The sequence below is a fragment of the Citrobacter sp. Cpo040 genome (genome assembly GCF_030332915.1).
Lineage (GTDB): Bacteria > Pseudomonadota > Gammaproteobacteria > Enterobacterales > Enterobacteriaceae > Citrobacter > Citrobacter portucalensis.
This window is the reverse complement of sequence record NZ_JAOWGX010000034.1, coordinates 1214558-1230657: the sequence shown is the minus strand read 5'-3', so window position 1 is coordinate 1230657 and position 16100 is coordinate 1214558. Positions and strand designations below refer to the sequence as shown.

Below are 16100 nucleotides of genomic sequence, written 5' to 3'. Positions count from 1 at the left end.
GCGTTGGCCGCACCCTTAAACCCCAGTCACATAGTATACCTATGTGACTGGGGATTTTCGGGCTAGCCGCCTTGATGCATCATGAATGATTTTGTGTGTGATTTAATAAGGATGTTTTACCTGAGCCAGTTCGTTTTCGCCAGTTCGATCACTTCATCACCGCGTCCGCTGATGATTGCGCGCAGCATATACAGGCTAAAACCTTTGGCCTGTTCGAGTTTGATCTGCGGCGGGATCGCCAGCTCTTCTTTCGCCACCACCACATCGACCAGCACCGGACCGTCAATTGACATCGCCCTTTGTAGCGCTTCATCAACCTCTGAGGATTTTTCCACGCGAATGCCCGTAATGCCGCAGGCTTCGGCAATCCGCGCGAAGTTGGTGTCGTGCAGTTCAGTGCCGTCGGTCAGATAACCGCCAGCCTTCATCTCCATCGCCACAAATCCCAGTACGCTGTTGTTGAAGACAATAATCTTCACCGGCAGCTTCATTTGGACAACCGACAGAAAGTCTCCCATCAGCATGCTAAAGCCGCCGTCACCGCACATTGCCACAACCTGGCGTCCTGGTTCGGTCGCTTGTGCGCCGAGTGCCTGCGGCATGGCATTAGCCATCGACCCGTGGTTAAACGATCCGAGCAGACGACGTTTGCCGTTCATTTTCAGATAGCGTGCTGCCCACACCGTTGGCGTACCAACGTCGCAGGTAAAGATGGCATCGTCAGCGGCAAAGTGGCTGATCTGCTGCGCCAGATACTGCGGGTGAATGGCTTTATCGCTGGGTTTGGCTAAATCATCCAGCCCTTTACGCGCCTCGCGATAGTGCTCCAGCGCTTTGTCCAGGAATTGCCGCTCGGTTTTCTCTTCCACCAGAGGCAGTAGGGCACGGAGAGTGGATTTAATATCGCCTACCAGCGCCATATCCACTTTACTGTGCGCGCCAATGCTCGCCGGATTGATATCAATCTGAATAATTTTGGCGTCGGTGGGGTAGAACGGGCGATAGGGGAACTGGGTGCCAAGCAGGATCAGCGTGTCGGCATTCATCATGGTATGGAAGCCGGATGAAAAGCCAATCAGCCCGGTCATACCCACATCATAGGGGTTATCGTACTCAACATGCTCTTTACCACGCAGGGCGTGAACAATCGGCGCTTTAATTTTAGCCGCAAACTCAACCAGCTCTTTATGCGCACCGGCGCAGCCGCTGCCGCACATCAGGGCGATATTGCTGGAGTAGCGCAGCAGTTGCGCCAGTTTTCTCAGTTCTTCTTCTTGTGGAGTCACCACCGGGAGCGGCGCCTGATACCAGTGCGTGGTGGCGCTTTCAGGCGCAGGTTTTAGCGCCACGTCACCGGGTAAAACCACCACCGAGACGCCACGATTTAATACGGCTTTACGCATGGCAATGGCGAGTACCTGCGGGATCTGTTCTGGGCTGGAAACCAGCTCGCAATAGTGGCTACATTCGCGGAACAACTCTTGCGGGTGGGTCTCCTGAAAATAACCGCTGCCTATTTCACTGGAGGGAATATGCGCGGCGATTGCCAGTACCGGGACGTGGTTACGGTGACAATCAAATAGCCCGTTGATCAGGTGCAGGTTGCCTGGCCCGCACGAGCCTGCGCAGACGGCCAGTTCGCCCGTCAACTGCGCTTCAGCGCCCGCAGCGAAGGCTGCAACCTCTTCATGACGGGTTGGCATCCAGTCAATTGTTCCCATACGATTCAGACTGTCACTCAGACCATTAAGTGAGTCACCCGTTACACCCCAAATGCGTTTTACGCCAGCCTGTTCGAGTGTTTTAGCAATAAAAGCGGCAACCGTTTGTTTCATGGTTTTCCTTCTCCTCTAATGTGATACCGGTTACAAGTTTAGATGAAGATAATAGTTATGCTTCTCATTTCCCCCTTATTTCCGGCAGGTTTCATTTAACCTGCATTAAGCGTAGTTTGTTTTGGACATGGTGAAACAAGGAATAAATTCAAATGGTTATAAAACTATTAAATTCAGTTAACCGAGTACTGACTCACGAAGATTTTGGCAAGTTATTGTTACGCTTTGCCGTAGGTGGGCTGATGCTGTTTCATGGGCTGCATAAACTCTTTGCGGGTATTGATGGCATCAGCGGTATGTTGATAGCGAAAGGTTTCCCTGGCTTTATTGCGTATGGCGTTCTGTTGGGAGAGGTCGTGGCACCGTGCCTGATTATTCTTGGCATCCTGACGCGTCCGGCGGCGTTGGGGCTGGCGTTTACGATGGTTGTGGCGTGGCTGATGGTCGGGATGGGTGAAACCTGGACACTGGATAAAACCGGTGCATGGGCGATTGAAAGTCTGGTTTATTTCTTTATCGGCGCGCTGGCCGTGGCTTTTTTGGGGGCGGGGCGTTACTCCGTTGCCGGGAATTCTGCCTGGCGATAGTTACCATCTGAGAGTCAATACCGAGGCGGGAAAGCGTAGCATTGCTCCGCCTCGTCGTTCAATTTGTCGCTAATCTATATGTCGTCACTGTTCCATAGTTTGTGCCGACGTCTCAGCGCTCGCTGCGTCAATGCCCTTGCCATCGCGGCGCCTATTTCAGCGCTGACCACCAGTCCCTGAATAAACGGACGATCGTGCATTAACCACGGCAGCCCGCCAAAAGCGATGCGATTGCGGGCGTTTTCCGGCGCTTGCAGCGTGTAATCTTCGCCGATATCCGGGATCTCATCGCCACAGGCCAGCAGTTGATCGCGTAGCGTTGGGAACGGGATATCTTTGCTCTGCAATGCCCGTTGTCCTCGGGCGTCAATAAACACATCAAATTCGCAGCGCTGACCGTGGTGGGAAATTACCGTCATTTCCTGTTCATTCATGCGCTCATAATCTGTGCCGAGCGCGAGGATCTCAATCAGCCCGGCTTCGTGCAGCGCCAGCAGTCGGCGAACTGACTCTGACGGGATTGCCGCATAGTTATCAATAAATACCCGCGCCAGTCCGCGCTTGAAACGTTTTTCGTCGCGGGTATCAAGATGAGGGACTATCTCCTCGATAACCTCGTGCAGGCGCAGCAAGGTATAGCGCCAGGCGACGGTATGTTGTTTCTGCTTGTTGCGCTCAACTTCTACCAGGTTACGTCTCGCCCAGTCAAAAGGGTCATGCCTGAGCCTGTCGGCGAAATAGACTTCGGGGAACGTGTCGGCGTTAAGCGTCGCAAGCGCCACCTGTTGGCACCAGCCTGGCGCTGCGTCTTGCAGTTGTTGCGCCATAAGCTGAAAGATGCGGTCCAGTAATCCGTTTTGTCCATGGGCAATGGCATCTTCAATTGCTTCTGGCGTCGCGATATTCAGCGATTCATACGGAAGGGGGCAGTAAAAATCCGCTTCAGGCAGTACCCCGCTGCGCGACATCAGGGTCAGTTTCAGGTTTTGACTGTCGGATTTAGGTGTGAATTGCAGTGAATGGTCGGTATTGGTAGTGAAGGTGCCATGCTGACTGGCCACCGCCATCGCGGCGTCGATAGCACTTAACGAGGTGCCCAGAATCCCTACCCGGCAAGCACCAATCTGCGCGTCCATCAGACCGGTCCACGGACTGGGGAAAAATTTGCGTTCCTGAGCATCCGTTTCAGGCCACAGATGACCAGTGGCGATAGCGGCGAAATCCACCTCAACGGGCTGTGACGCGTGGTTGATCCACAAAGAAACCCCATTCGGGTCTGCTCGCAGGTCGGTGACTTCGCTTGATTCATGTACGCGAATCGTGAAACCGGCTTGTTGCGCTTTCTCGACAATGGCTAAAAAACGATCGCGATAATAGTCGCCGAGGATCACGCGGGGCAAAAATTGCCGCTCATGCAAAGACGCGCGTTCAATCTGAAACTGGGCCAGATAGTCATCACTTTGATTCTGAAGCCACGTCAGATAGCTGATATAGATCGGTGGGATCTCAATGCTGGCTATATTTGCCAGCATGTGGTCTGCGTTGTTGTCGCTATTGTAAGGCATGCCAACGCCCGCCTCTTCAGCTTGCTCGTAAAGCTCTATTTCCAGCGGTTCGCCGCACTCAACCAGGGCATGAAACGTATAAATCCCGGTGGGACCGACGCCGACAATGGCCACTTTTTTCATGGGGATCCTTGTAGAAAGTTCGACGTGCTAGTCGGGGATTATGTTTAATCTGCGCAGGGTAAGTGTGGTCGATAATTTGCGGGGAGAGTGAAAACATCAGAATTTTGCAACGCCTGACAGCATAAAAAAAGGCCACCCGGTACAGCCAGGCGGCCTTTTGCACATCAGATACCGGCCAATTACGCCAGCACTAAATCACCCTGCGGATGACAGGAACAAGCCAGCACATAACCTTCAGCGATTTCTGCGTCGGTCAGCGTCATGGTGCTGCTGACCGTGTAGTTACCGTCAACCACTTTGGTTTTGCAGCAGCCGCAAACACCTGCACGGCATGCGGCGACAACCGGAACCTTGTTGCTTTCCAGCGCTTCCAGCAGCGTACTGCCCACTGGCGCGTAGAACTCTTTCGCCGGCTGTAGCTTGGTAAACTTCAGGCCACTGGTGGCGGCTTCGGCAACAGGTGTGAAGAACTGCTCTTTAAAGAAGCGCGTCACACCCAGCGCTTTGACTTCTTTCTCGACCAGATCCATATACGGTGCCGGGCCACAGGTCATCACGGTACGCGAGGTCAGATCCGGTACGCTTTTCAGCAGTTCGGTCGTCAGTCGGCCGGAAACAAAACCTTCTGTGGCATTGTTTTCAGCAACTAATGTCACCGGATATTCGCGCCACTCGTCGGCAAAAATGACATCTTGCGGCGAGCGAACGTTAAAGATTACCTGTACATCCGCTTGTGGACGGTACTTTGCCAACCAGCGACGCATTGACATGATTGGCGTAACACCACAGCCGGCGGCCAGCATCAGGAACTTGTCTTCCGCTTTATCTTCACAGGTGAACTCACCCATTGCATCGGACAGCCAGATATAGTCGCCGCGCTTCACGTCGCGGGTTAGCCACTGTGAACCTGCGCCATCGTCAATCCGGCGGATGGTCAACGTGATGTACTCGCTAACGCCCGGCGTTGAAGAAATGGTGTAAGCACGCAGCGTATCCGCTGAATTACGTACGCTGACCAGTGCATACTGCCCGGCGCGGTAAGGATAATAATCGTGGCATAGCAACGAAATTGTCCATACATCCGGCGTTTCCTGATGGATGTGGTGAACCTGCATCCGCCATGGGCACTGATGAGTTGGCATTGTCATTCTTTACTCCTTACGCGCTCAGCAGTTGCTTCATGTCTTCTTCAACGGTGGTCACGGAACGCAGACCAAATTTCTCGTTGAGAACTGCCAGCAGATCCGGTGTGAAGAAACCAGGTGCAGTCGGGCCAGTGACGATGTTTTTCACGCCCAGAGACAGCAGGGTCAGCAGAATAACAATCGCTTTCTGTTCGAACCAGGAGAGCACCAGAGACAGCGGCAGATCGTTCACGCCACAGCCCAGTTTCTCAGCCAGGGTTACCGCCAGGATGATGGCAGAGTAAGCATCGTTACACTGACCAGCATCCACCAGACGCGGCAGGCCTTCGATATCGCCGAACTCCAGTTTGTTGAAGCGGTATTTACCGCAAGCAAGGGTCAGGATCAGGCAGTCATCCGGCACGCTGGTGGCGAAGTCGGTGAAGTAGTTACGTTCACCACGTGCACCGTCACAACCGCCAACCAGGAAGATGTGACGCAGTTTTTCGCGGCTCACCAGGTCGATCAGGGTATCAGCAGCGCCCAGCAGGGTCTGACGACCGAAACCTACGGTGATCAGGTGCGGGATTTCGCTGTACGGGAAGCCAGCCATCTGCTGTGCCTGAGCGATAACCGGACCGAAGTTGTCGCCTTCGAGGTGGCTCACACCCGGCCAACCGACGATGCTACGGGTCCAGATACGGTCGTCGTACGCGCCAACGGTCGGGTCGATGATGCAGTTAGAGGTCATGACGATCGGACCTGGGAAGCGGGCAAACTCTACCTGCTGGTTCTGCCAGCCGCTGCCGTAGTTGCCGATCAGGTGCTTGAACTTACGCAGTTCCGGGTAGCCGTGCGCCGGCAGCATTTCACCGTGGGTATAAACGTTAACACCGGTACCTTCGGTCTGCTCCAGCAGGTTGTACAGATCTTTCAGGTCGTGACCGGAGATCAGGATGCACTTACCTTCGGTTGCTTTTACGTTGACCTGAGTCGGGGTCGGGTGGCCGTATTTGGTGGTTTCACCGGCGTCCAGAATGCTCATCACTTTGAAGTTCATCTGGCCGATTTCCATTGAACACTCCAGCAGAGCGTTCATATCGGCAGGCCAGGTACCCAGCCACGCCATGATTTTGTGGTACTGAGCGTAGATTTCGTTGTCGTACTGACCGAGAACGTGCGCGTGCTCCATGTAAGCTGCCGCACCTTTCAGGCCGTACAGACACAGCAGACGCAGGCCGAGAATGTTCTCGCCGATGGCTGCTTTGTCTTTGTTCGGGGTAAATTCAGCGGCCTGACGTTGCAGGTCGCCCAGATCGTCGCTGACCAGTTGCAGATCGGCCATCGGGTTGGTGACCGCTGCGTTCGCGTCGATGTTCAGGCATTGCGCTTTTAGGGCGTCGCGCATGGCGATAGCTTCACGGGCATAGCCAACAATACGCGGGGAATCGAAGTTAACGTTAGTCAGCGTGGAGAAGAATGCACGCGGCGCAAAGTTATCAACCTCATGGTCGATGATGCCGTATTCACGTGCTTTAACAGCCCATGCAGACAGACCTTGTAGGGAAGCAATCAGCAGATCCTGCAAATCGGAGGTTTCAGCCGTTTTACCGCACATACCCTGCGCGTAAGAGCAGCCGTTTCCTGCCGGAGTACGGATGGTTTGTTCACATTGCACACAAAACATGGTCACACCTTTTAAAGTTATATTTAATATACATGTTTAAGGTTATGCCTGTGCGCGAAGGGATAAAAGGGATTTCTGCCACTACTTGCAGGGAGATTGATTTAGCGCAATTTTGGCGGTAGCTGACTACCGCCAGAGAGGTATTTGTCCCGGCGTCAGGCGGAGAAAAACGCCATCAGCAGAGGCACTAACAGACTCAGAATAAAGCCGTGGACGATGGCTGCCGGGACCATTTCCAGACCGCCGCTGCGTTGTAAAACGGGCAGGGTGAAATCCATTGATGTCGCGCCGCATAATCCCAGCGCGGTAGAGCGGCTGCGGCCCACCATTCCTGGAATCAACATAATGGCGATCAGCTCACGGGCCAGGTCGTTAAAGAAGGCGGCACTACCAATTACGGGCCCGAACGATTCGGTTAACAGAATACCGGACAGGGAATACCAGCCAAAACCTGATGCCATCGCCAGCGCGGTTTTCAGCGGCAGACCGAGGATCAAGGCATTGATAACCCCCGCCAGCATCGAACTGGCGACGACGACGACGGCCACGATCATCCCCCGACGGTTCAACACAATTTGCTTTAAGGTCATGCCGCTGTTGCGCAGTTGAATCCCCACCAGGAACAGTAAAAAGATTAACGTATATTCGCTGGCTTCGGTGGCATGCTGCAGAATGGGAAGCCCAGTGAGGCCGAGCAGGAAGCCGATGACGACGACGCCGCAAAGCTGAAGCGACTCAAGCGCCATTGCAATTCGCGAGGGGAGCTTTTCTTGCTTGTGGTTGTGTCTCCAGGGCAGCGAACGCTCCAGCCAGAACAGCGCCGCAATATTACACAGTATAATGACCGTCACGCTGACCGCAGAATAATGAAGAATGGCTAACAGGTTGCTGGCGAGATTATCCAGAAACGCCAGGCTAATACCCATAAAAAAGAGAATAAGGTAGACGATCCAGCTTAACAGGCGATTGATAAGTTGTAATGCAGCCCTGTGCCGGAGCGGAATAAGGTAGCCCACAATAAGGGGAACCAGAATGATTAACAGCCCTGAAAACATGAAAATCAGATCCTTGCTGAGAAGTAAGACGAAATGCGTCACTATAACCTAAATAATTCAAGTTGCAGGAAGGCGGCAAGGGAGTGAATCCCCGGGAGCGTACATAAGTACGTGACTGGGGGGAGCGAGCGCAGTCAACACATCTGCAACTTGAAGTATAACGGGTATACACACTACTCAATGCAAAGAGGGGAGTAAAGTTGCAAATAAAAGGAAATATAGAGAGGAAAAAAAGACCTGACTTTCGCCAGGCCTTTTTGTTAGCGATTAATCGCGTTTTTCGAGCAGGGTGCGGTAAATAAGACCGCCGAGAACCCCACCGATAATCGGCATGACCCAGAAGAACCACAATTGTTGCAATGCCCAGCCGCCCTGGAAAATGGCTACTGCGGTACTACGTGCCGGGTTTACGGAGGTGTTGGTGACCGGAATACTGATCAAGTGAATCAGTGTTAACGCCAGACCAATTGCGATAGGTGCAAAACCTGCCGGAGCATGTTTATCGGTCGCGCCGTGGATCACTAATAAGAAACCTGCGGTCAGAATAATTTCAATGACGACGGCAGAAAGCATGGAATAACCGCCTGGTGAATGTTCACCAAAGCCGTTCGAAGCAAAACCACTGGCCGTTGCATCAAAACCTGCTTTACCGCTGGCAATAAGATACAGTGCCGCAGCTGCAACAATACCGCCCACAACCTGAGCAATAACGTAACCAATAACATCTTTTGCCGGGAAACGACCGCCAGCCCATAAACCGAAGGTTACCGCCGGGTTAAAATGCCCACCTGAAATATGACCCACAGCGAATGCCATGGTTAATACTGTCAGGCCGAATGCCAGCGCGACACCGGCAAATCCAATTCCCAATTCCGGGAATGCGGCTGCCAGCACTGCACTACCGCACCCACCAAAAACGAGCCAAAACGTACCGAAGAATTCAGCTGCTAATTTCCTGAACATAACCACCTCAATTAAAAGTTCCGGGTTCGTGTTCCTTGCCCGGTAATTCATCGCTAAAAGGGACGATGATGAAAGAGCGGGTATTTTAGAAAAAAATATCATCCCTTCGCCAGTTAAATTGATGAAAAAATTTGATTTAAGGCAATATGTTGCGATTCCTTTTTGAATCTTGGGTGAATGAAGCATAGTTCAATTAGCGAAAGGACGATGATTAAGTTCTGAAATTATATTCAGGAGAAAACATAAGAAGAATATTCTTATTTTTTTTGCTTTTGCGATTCACGCCAGATTGATATCGGGTGTCCTGAGCGCCCGCTTGCCGTTATACTCCTGATAACTTGAAGGAAAAAGTTTGCATTTCCGGAGGCTATATGATTCTCGAACGCGTTGAGATTGTTGGATTTCGCGGTATTAACCGTCTGTCGTTGATGCTGGAGCAGAGCAACGTGCTGATTGGGGAGAACGCGTGGGGTAAATCCAGTCTGCTGGATGCCTTGACCCTGCTGCTGTCGCCGGAGTCAGACTTGTATCATTTTGTCCGCGAGGATTTCTGGTTCCCGCCGGGTGATATACAGGGCAGGGAACACCACCTGCACATTATCCTGACGTTTCGTGAATCCCAGCCGGGTCGTTACCGGGTGCGTCGCTATCGTCCTCTGGAAGCCAGTTGGACGCCTTGCCAGGATGGCTATCACCGCATTTTTTATCGCCTGGAAGGCGAGTGTGCGGATGACGGTAGCGTTCTTACCTTGCGCAGTTTTCTTGATGGCGACGGCCATCCATTACCTCTCGATGACATTAACGATCAGGCGCGCCACCTTGTGCGTCTGATGCCGGTACTACGTCTGCGCGACGCGCGATTCATGCGACGGATCCGCAACGGTACCGTGCCGGACTCGGCGGATGTCGAAGTCACCGCCCGCCAACTGGATTTTCTGGCGCGTGAGCTGGCTACCCGGCCGCAAAACCTGACCGACGGGCAGATCCGCCAGGGGTTATCGGCCATGGTTCAGTTGTTGGAGCACTATTTTTCCGAGCAGGGGGCTGGCCAGTCCCGCTACCGTCTGATGCGCCGTCGCTCCAATAACGAACAACGGAGCTGGCGCTATCTGGACATTATTAACCGCATGATTGATAAACCCGGCGGACGTACGCACCGGGTTATTCTGTTGGGCCTGTTTTCGACCTTGTTGCAGGCCAAAGGCACGCTAAGGCTGGATAAAGACGCCCGACCTTTACTGCTGGTGGAAGATCCGGAAACGCGTTTACATCCCATCATGCTGTCGGTGGCCTGGCACTTGTTGAATTTACTGCCTCTGCAGCGAGTGGCGACCACCAACTCCGGTGAGCTGCTGTCCCTTACGCCTGTTGAGCATGTTGTTCGTCTGGTACGTGAATCATCCCGCGTCGCTGCCTGGCGGCTGGGGCCGGGTGGGATCAGTGCAGAAGATGGTCGGCGAATCGCATTTCATATTCGTTTTAATCGTGCGTCATCGTTGTTTGCCCGCTGCTGGCTGCTGGTGGAAGGTGAAACGGAAACCTGGGTTATTAACGAACTGGCCCGCCAGTGCGGACACCACTTTGATGCAGAAGGGATTAAAGTCATTGAATTTGCCCAGTCCGGTCTTAAGCCGCTGGTTAAATTCGCCCGCCGGATGGGGATAGAGTGGCATGTGCTGGTCGATGGCGATGAAGCCGGGAAAAAGTACGCGGCCACGGTACGTAGCTTATTGAATGACGACAGAGAGGAAGAGCGTGAGCATTTGACCATGCTCCCCGCGCTGGATATGGAACACTTTATGTATCGCCAGGGGTTTGCTGACGTCTTTCACCGGGTGGCGCAAATCCCTGAGAATGTGCCTATGAATATGCGCAAAATTATCTCCAAGGCGATACATCGTTCGTCAAAACCGGATTTGGCCATTGAGGTGGCGATGGAAGCCGGGCGGCGGGGCGTTGATGCGGTGCCAACGCTGCTGCGAAAAATGTTTTCCCGCGTGCTGTGGCTGGCACGCGGCAGAGCGGATTAGTGGCGAAACATCGACGACAGCTGCGAATGGATGCTGTCCAGTAGCTGATAGCGGCGGCGGTATTCTGCGCGTTTTTTGCTCGCAATATCCGCCTCGCTTTTTCGCGCCAGCGTGCGTGGAATATGATAGTACCCGTTGCTGTCGCACTCACCGCCAACCGACTCCCAAAAAGCGTTGTAGTCAGAATGGATCACCTTGTTTTTATCGTGGTAGCGTTGACTGCGAAAGATATGCTGTTCATTGCTTACAGCCATAATTTTTTCAATATTCAACTGTTCGGCTAAACGGCAAATGGTTTCCATCACAATACGTTTTGGGAAAATTCCATGGCAGGACTTCGTCGCTTTTTGGATTGCTTCGTGCGGTAGTTGCGCATTGCCCTGCACACCGCCAATAAATAATGTCCTTTTCCCATTATATTCGCAGAACGTAAACGTCATTTTAGTTAGCACGTCTCCGTCACCATTGCGCACCTGAATGGTGGCTTCACCCTCTTTATCCAGTACCGGAAACATCATCATGGTGATGGTAAATATATCGCCGTCTTTACCTTCGGTTTGCGCCAGATGTAAGCCGTCATTGCTTAATAAGGCGTTAAATTCAGCGGGTAAGAATGCGTGGCGGATAAAATGGTAATGAAAACGCACCGCATCTAAACGCATTTTGCGGGAGAAGTTTGCCGCAAGATAAGGACGGTGCAAACGAACCGGCAGTCGGGGTTGACGGGCGAGCAGGGGGCCAAGATCCGGCCATTGGGCCAGTTCAGTCATCCATTCCTGAGTGAGGCGGGGTATCAATAATGAACGCCAGATAAACTTACGACGAAAGCTCCGTTTATCCCAGCAATGTGCGGGCCGTAAATGACCGCTGCACAGGCTGAAAAAAAGGCCAAAACGCGTGACTGGTTTGGTGGAAAGAAAAGTGCTTTCAGTTAGCTGGCTCATAATATAAATCCGATTGATACCTTTGTACTAATTTCAGCACAGCGGATCTTAACCATTCATCAATAACTCTGTTATTCTTGCGCTTTTCAACGGCGATTTATTTAACGTTGATGTTTAGCACTCCACTCTGGTGGGCGTATTGGGGGAATTGGGACATTTATGAAGCTCAAGGGAAAAATCAAAAAACGCTATTTTCTATTCGCCGTCATCCTTATTGTGGCGGTAATTGCACTTTGGCGAACGCTTAATGCACCTTTACCTCAGTATCAAACATTAATTGTTCGACCTGGCGATCTGCAACAAAGCGTACTGGCTACCGGTAAGCTGGATGCGCTGCGTAAAGTTGACGTCGGGGCGCAGGTCAGCGGGCAGTTAAAAACGCTGTCGGTCGCGATTGGCGATAAAGTAAAAAAAGATCAGTTGCTCGGTGTTATCGATCCTGAACAGGCGCAAAACCAAATCAAAGAGGTTGAAGCGACGCTGATGGAATTGCGTGCCCAGCGTTTACAAGCCGAAGCTGAGTGGAAGCTGGCGCGGGTCACTCTCTCCCGCCAACAACAGCTGGCGAAAACTCAGGCCGTTTCACAGCAGGATCTCGACACGGCGGCCACCGAAATGGCGGTCAAACAGGCGCAAATTGGCACAATTGACGCGCAAATTAAGCGTAATCAGGCCTCTCTCGATACGGCAAAAACCAACCTTGATTACACCCGCATCGTTGCGCCAATGGCTGGCGAAGTAACACAAATTACTACCCTGCAGGGGCAAACCGTTATTGCCGCCCAGCAGGCACCTAACATTCTGACCCTGGCCGATATGAGCACCATGCTGGTGAAAGCGCAGGTTTCTGAGGCTGATGTAATTCACCTGCATCCTGGGCAAAAGGCCTGGTTTACCGTGCTGGGCGATCCGCAAACACGCTATGAAGGTAAGCTCAAAGATGTTCTTCCGACGCCAGAAAAAGTGAATGATGCGATTTTCTACTATGCCCGCTTCGAAGTTCCCAACCCGAAAGGGATCCTGCGTCTGGATATGACCGCGCAGGTCCATATCCAGCTCACTGATGTCAAAAATGTCCTGACCATCCCGCTGTCGGCGCTGGGCGATCCTATTGGCAACAACCGCTATAACGTCAGACTACTGCGTAACGGCGAAACCCGCGAACGTGAAGTGGTTATCGGCGCGCGTAATGACACCGATGTGGAGATCGTGAAAGGGCTGGAAGAGGGGGATGAAGTCATTACCGGTGAGGGCAACGCTGGAGCTGCAAAATGACAGCATTGCTTGAGCTGAGCCATATCCGCCGCAGCTATCCGTCAGGTGAAGGCCAGGTTGAGGTGTTGAAGGACGTATCCTTGAGCATTCAGGCCGGGGAAATGGTGGCGATTGTCGGGGCGTCGGGTTCGGGTAAATCGACGCTGATGAACATTCTCGGCTGTCTGGATAAGCCAACCAGCGGTACGTATCGCGTTGCCGGACGCGATGTCTCTACGCTGGATAGCGATGCGCTAGCGCAACTCCGTCGTGAGCATTTTGGTTTTATCTTCCAGCGCTATCACCTGTTGTCGCATTTAACCGCCGCACAAAACGTTGAGGTACCCGCGGTCTACGCGGGCACTGAACGTAAGCAGCGCCTGGCGCGTGCGCAGGAATTACTCCAGCGGCTGGGGTTGGGTGACCGGGTTGACTATCAACCTTCCCAGCTTTCCGGTGGTCAGCAGCAGCGGGTCAGTATCGCGCGTGCGCTGATGAACGGAGGGCAGGTTATTCTTGCCGACGAACCCACCGGTGCACTGGATAGCCATTCCGGCGAAGAGGTGATGGCGATTTTGCATCAGCTGCGCGATCGCGGGCATACGGTAATTATCGTTACTCACGACAGCCAGGTCGCCGCGCAGGCCGAACGGGTCATTGAAATTCGTGACGGTGAGATTGTGCGCAATCCACCGCCACAGAAACCCTCTGGCGGACGCGATATTGCGGAGCCAACGGTGAAAACGGCATCCGGCTGGAGCCAGTTTGTCAGCGGTTTTCGTGAAGCGCTTACCATGGCCTGGCTGGCAATGGCCGCGAATAAAATGCGAACGCTACTGACCATGCTTGGGATCATTATCGGTATTGCTTCGGTGGTGTCGATCGTGGTGGTAGGCGATGCGGCTAAACAACTGGTACTGGCAGATATTCGCGCTATTGGTACTAACACCATTGATATCTATCCAGGCAAAGACTTCGGCGACGACGATCCGCAATATCAACAGGCGTTGAAGTATGACGATTTGACGGCGCTACAGAAGCAGCCCTGGGTCAGTTCAGTAACGCCTGCGGTGTCGAAGAACCTGCGGTTGCGCTATGGCAATATCGACGTTGCTGCCAGTGCTAATGGCGTTAGCGGCGACTATTTCAACGTCTATGGCATGACATTTAGCGAAGGGACCACCTTTAACGCCGAGCAACTGGCGGGGCGCGCTCAGGTGGTGGTGCTCGACAGCAATACCCGTCGTCAGTTGTTCCCCAATAAAGCGAAAGTTGTTGGCGAAGTCGTGCTGGTGGGGAATATGCCTGCCACGGTGATTGGTGTTGCAGAAGAGAAACAGTCGATGTTTGGCAGTAGCAAGATCCTGCGGGTCTGGCTGCCTTATAGCACTATGTCCGGGCGAATCATGGGACAGTCGTGGCTGAACTCGATCACCGTGCGGGTGAAGGATGGTTTTGACAGTGCCCAGGCCGAACAGCAACTGACCCGACTGTTGACGTTGCGCCACGGTAAGAAGGATTTCTTCACCTGGAATATGGACGGCATCTTGAAAACCGCCGAAAAGACCACACGTACATTACAACTCTTCCTGACGCTGGTGGCGGTGATTTCGCTGGTGGTCGGTGGGATTGGCGTGATGAATATTATGCTGGTTTCAGTAACCGAACGAACGCGTGAGATTGGTATTCGTATGGCGGTTGGCGCTCGCGCCAGTGACGTGCTGCAACAGTTCTTAATTGAAGCGGTGTTAGTGTGTCTGGTTGGCGGCGCGTTGGGCATTAGCCTGTCGATGCTGATCGCTTTTACGCTACAGCTATTTCTGCCGGGCTGGGAAATTGGATTCTCACCCGTCGCGCTGTTGACGGCGTTCCTGTGTTCGACTGCAACCGGTGTGTTGTTTGGCTGGTTACCGGCGCGGAATGCGGCACGTCTGGATCCAGTAGATGCTCTGGCGCGGGAATAATGCCACAGAGATAAAAATGCCAGCCGCAAGGGCTGGCATTTTGACTGCGGGATGTACACAATGAGACAGAAGAGCTATGCGACAGCTTCTGTTTCAATGACAGGCACGATGACACTGGCATGATTGCCTTTTGGCCCCTGGTGGACATCAAACTGGACAGACTGTCCGGCTTTTAGCGTTCTGTAACCATCCATCTGAATGGTGGAGTAATGGGCGAAAATATCTTCGCCGCCGCCTTCGGGGCAAATGAAACCAAACCCTTTGGCGTTGTTGAACCACTTAACAGTACCCGTTTCCATACTTCGACATCCTTCGTAAATCTTATATAAGTAAGATGGAATGAACCGGTGGCGGAGTGGGGGCTGTTCAAAACCTCGCCAACTCTCGAAACTACAATTTAGAGAAATCAGGCGGGGCGTCAAGCGCCATGCAGACGGAATAGGGTAAAAATGCATCAAAATTTGAAGCAGTTAACGCTATTGTCGGTTATGTGACAGATGTCGCGGATGGCACTAATAGATGATAGTTATCTAATACTTGAGGTAGATTGATTGTGCGCATAGGCTGCTTGTCAGCGGCAAGATTTTCTGCCGGAAACCGTAACTGAAGATGACGACTGACAATGGGTAAGACGAACGACTGGCTGGATTTCGATCTGCTGGCGGAAGACAAATTGCGCGACGCGCTAAAACCGCCATCTATGTATAAAGTGATATTAGTCAATGATGATTACACTCCGATGGAGTTTGTTATTGACGTGTTACAAAAATTCTTTTCTTATGATGTAGAACGTGCAACGCAACTGATGCTTGCAGTTCACTATCAAGGCAAAGCTATCTGCGGCGTGTTTACTGCCGAAGTGGCTGAAACCAAAGTAGCGATGGTGAACAAATATGCGAGGGAGAACGAGCATCCGTTGCTGTGTACGCTGGAAAAAGCCTGAATGCAGGCATAAACATTGGGGGAGGT

General features: G+C 52.6%; 13 protein-coding genes. 5 read left to right on the top strand and 8 right to left on the bottom strand.

The genetic code is table 11. The features are described from left to right. Positions 1 to 116: 116 nt before the first annotated feature. A complete protein-coding gene (poxB, locus tag OGX86_RS10710; protein WP_048224523.1) occupies positions 117 to 1835 on the bottom strand; it encodes a ubiquinone-dependent pyruvate dehydrogenase in 1719 nt (572 codons plus the stop codon). A gap of 152 nt (positions 1836 to 1987) precedes the next feature. Here poxB and OGX86_RS10705 point away from each other — a divergent pair, with 152 nt between their 5' ends. Further along, the gene (locus tag OGX86_RS10705; protein WP_003834302.1) at positions 1988 to 2422 is read left to right on the top strand and encodes a DoxX family protein; all 435 of its coding nucleotides are present in this window, start codon (positions 1988 to 1990) and stop codon (positions 2420 to 2422) included. A 74-nt stretch (positions 2423 to 2496) separates the two neighbouring features. On the opposite strand, the gene OGX86_RS10700 is transcribed toward OGX86_RS10705, so the two are convergent. The 5 genes from OGX86_RS10700 to aqpZ form a co-directional block, all read right to left on the bottom strand. Further along, positions 2497 to 4110: an FAD-NAD(P)-binding protein gene (locus OGX86_RS10700; RefSeq protein WP_136392135.1), complete on the bottom strand. Its 1614-nt coding sequence runs from the start codon at positions 4108 to 4110 to the stop codon at positions 2497 to 2499. Between the two features lie 179 nt (positions 4111 to 4289). Then, positions 4290 to 5258 (bottom strand): NADH oxidoreductase, encoded by a 969-nt coding sequence (hcr, locus tag OGX86_RS10695; RefSeq protein ID WP_003027256.1) that lies wholly within the window; start codon positions 5256 to 5258, stop codon positions 4290 to 4292. Positions 5259 to 5268: 10 nt separating this feature from the next. Beyond that, positions 5269 to 6921: a hydroxylamine reductase gene (gene hcp, locus OGX86_RS10690; protein WP_008785224.1), complete on the bottom strand. Its 1653-nt coding sequence runs from the start codon at positions 6919 to 6921 to the stop codon at positions 5269 to 5271. 155 nt (positions 6922 to 7076) lie between these two features. Continuing rightward, positions 7077 to 7976, bottom strand: a complete 900-nt coding sequence (locus tag OGX86_RS10685; protein ID WP_008785223.1) for a LysO family transporter — start codon at positions 7974 to 7976, stop codon at positions 7077 to 7079. Positions 7977 to 8243: 267 nt separating this feature from the next. Further along, positions 8244 to 8939: an aquaporin Z gene (gene aqpZ, locus OGX86_RS10680; protein WP_003840208.1), complete on the bottom strand. Its 696-nt coding sequence runs from the start codon at positions 8937 to 8939 to the stop codon at positions 8244 to 8246. A 371-nt stretch (positions 8940 to 9310) separates the two neighbouring features. Between aqpZ and OGX86_RS10675 the strand changes: the two genes are divergently transcribed. Further along, positions 9311 to 10969 carry an ATP-dependent endonuclease gene (locus OGX86_RS10675; protein WP_079934520.1) on the top strand — a complete coding sequence of 553 codons (1659 nt, stop codon included), beginning with the start codon at positions 9311 to 9313 and terminating at the stop codon, positions 10967 to 10969. Here the strand turns inward: OGX86_RS10675 and OGX86_RS10670 are convergent. Then, positions 10966 to 11913: a VirK/YbjX family protein gene (locus tag OGX86_RS10670; RefSeq protein WP_286640010.1), complete on the bottom strand. Its 948-nt coding sequence runs from the start codon at positions 11911 to 11913 to the stop codon at positions 10966 to 10968. The genes OGX86_RS10675 and OGX86_RS10670 overlap by 4 nt on opposite strands. Before the next feature lie 159 nt (positions 11914 to 12072). Here OGX86_RS10670 and macA point away from each other — a divergent pair, with 159 nt between their 5' ends. Next, on the top strand, positions 12073 to 13188 hold the full coding sequence (macA, locus tag OGX86_RS10665) for a macrolide transporter subunit MacA (protein WP_008785219.1): 1116 nt from the start codon (positions 12073 to 12075) through the stop codon (positions 13186 to 13188). After that, entirely contained in the window at positions 13185 to 15131 is a 1947-nt protein-coding gene (macB, locus tag OGX86_RS10660) for a macrolide ABC transporter ATP-binding protein/permease MacB (protein WP_048215946.1), read from the top strand. The genes macA and macB overlap by 4 nt, the downstream gene beginning before the upstream one ends. A gap of 74 nt (positions 15132 to 15205) precedes the next feature. Here macB and cspD read toward each other — a convergent pair whose 3' ends face one another. After that, complete coding sequence (gene cspD, locus OGX86_RS10655) at positions 15206 to 15430, bottom strand: cold shock-like protein CspD (RefSeq protein WP_003834283.1); 225 nt, start codon at positions 15428 to 15430, stop codon at positions 15206 to 15208. A gap of 323 nt (positions 15431 to 15753) precedes the next feature. Here cspD and clpS point away from each other — a divergent pair, with 323 nt between their 5' ends. Beyond that, positions 15754 to 16074 carry an ATP-dependent Clp protease adapter ClpS gene (gene clpS / locus OGX86_RS10650; RefSeq protein WP_003036810.1) on the top strand — a complete coding sequence of 107 codons (321 nt, stop codon included), beginning with the start codon at positions 15754 to 15756 and terminating at the stop codon, positions 16072 to 16074. Positions 16075 to 16100 lie beyond the last annotated feature (26 nt).

Bases quoted from the DNA above. Each gene is read 5' to 3' on its own strand.
- OGX86_RS10705 (WP_003834302.1), top strand. From the start codon at position 1,988: ATGGTTATAAAACTATTAAATTCAGTTAACCGAGTACTGACTCACGAA.
- OGX86_RS10670 (WP_286640010.1), bottom strand. From the start codon at position 11,913: ATGAGCCAGCTAACTGAAAGCACTTTTCTTTCCACCAAACCAGTCACG.
- aqpZ (WP_003840208.1), bottom strand. From the start codon at position 8,939: ATGTTCAGGAAATTAGCAGCTGAATTCTTCGGTACGTTTTGGCTCGTT.
- cspD (WP_003834283.1), bottom strand. From the start codon at position 15,430: ATGGAAACGGGTACTGTTAAGTGGTTCAACAACGCCAAAGGGTTTGGT.
- OGX86_RS10675 (WP_079934520.1), top strand. From the start codon at position 9,311: ATGATTCTCGAACGCGTTGAGATTGTTGGATTTCGCGGTATTAACCGT.
- OGX86_RS10700 (WP_136392135.1), bottom strand. From the start codon at position 4,110: ATGAAAAAAGTGGCCATTGTCGGCGTCGGTCCCACCGGGATTTATACG.
- OGX86_RS10685 (WP_008785223.1), bottom strand. From the start codon at position 7,976: ATGTTTTCAGGGCTGTTAATCATTCTGGTTCCCCTTATTGTGGGCTAC.
- macA (WP_008785219.1), top strand. From the start codon at position 12,073: ATGAAGCTCAAGGGAAAAATCAAAAAACGCTATTTTCTATTCGCCGTC.
- clpS (WP_003036810.1), top strand. From the start codon at position 15,754: ATGGGTAAGACGAACGACTGGCTGGATTTCGATCTGCTGGCGGAAGAC.
- hcr (WP_003027256.1), bottom strand. From the start codon at position 5,258: ATGACAATGCCAACTCATCAGTGCCCATGGCGGATGCAGGTTCACCAC.
- macB (WP_048215946.1), top strand. From the start codon at position 13,185: ATGACAGCATTGCTTGAGCTGAGCCATATCCGCCGCAGCTATCCGTCA.
- hcp (WP_008785224.1), bottom strand. From the start codon at position 6,921: ATGTTTTGTGTGCAATGTGAACAAACCATCCGTACTCCGGCAGGAAAC.
- poxB (WP_048224523.1), bottom strand. From the start codon at position 1,835: ATGAAACAAACGGTTGCCGCTTTTATTGCTAAAACACTCGAACAGGCT.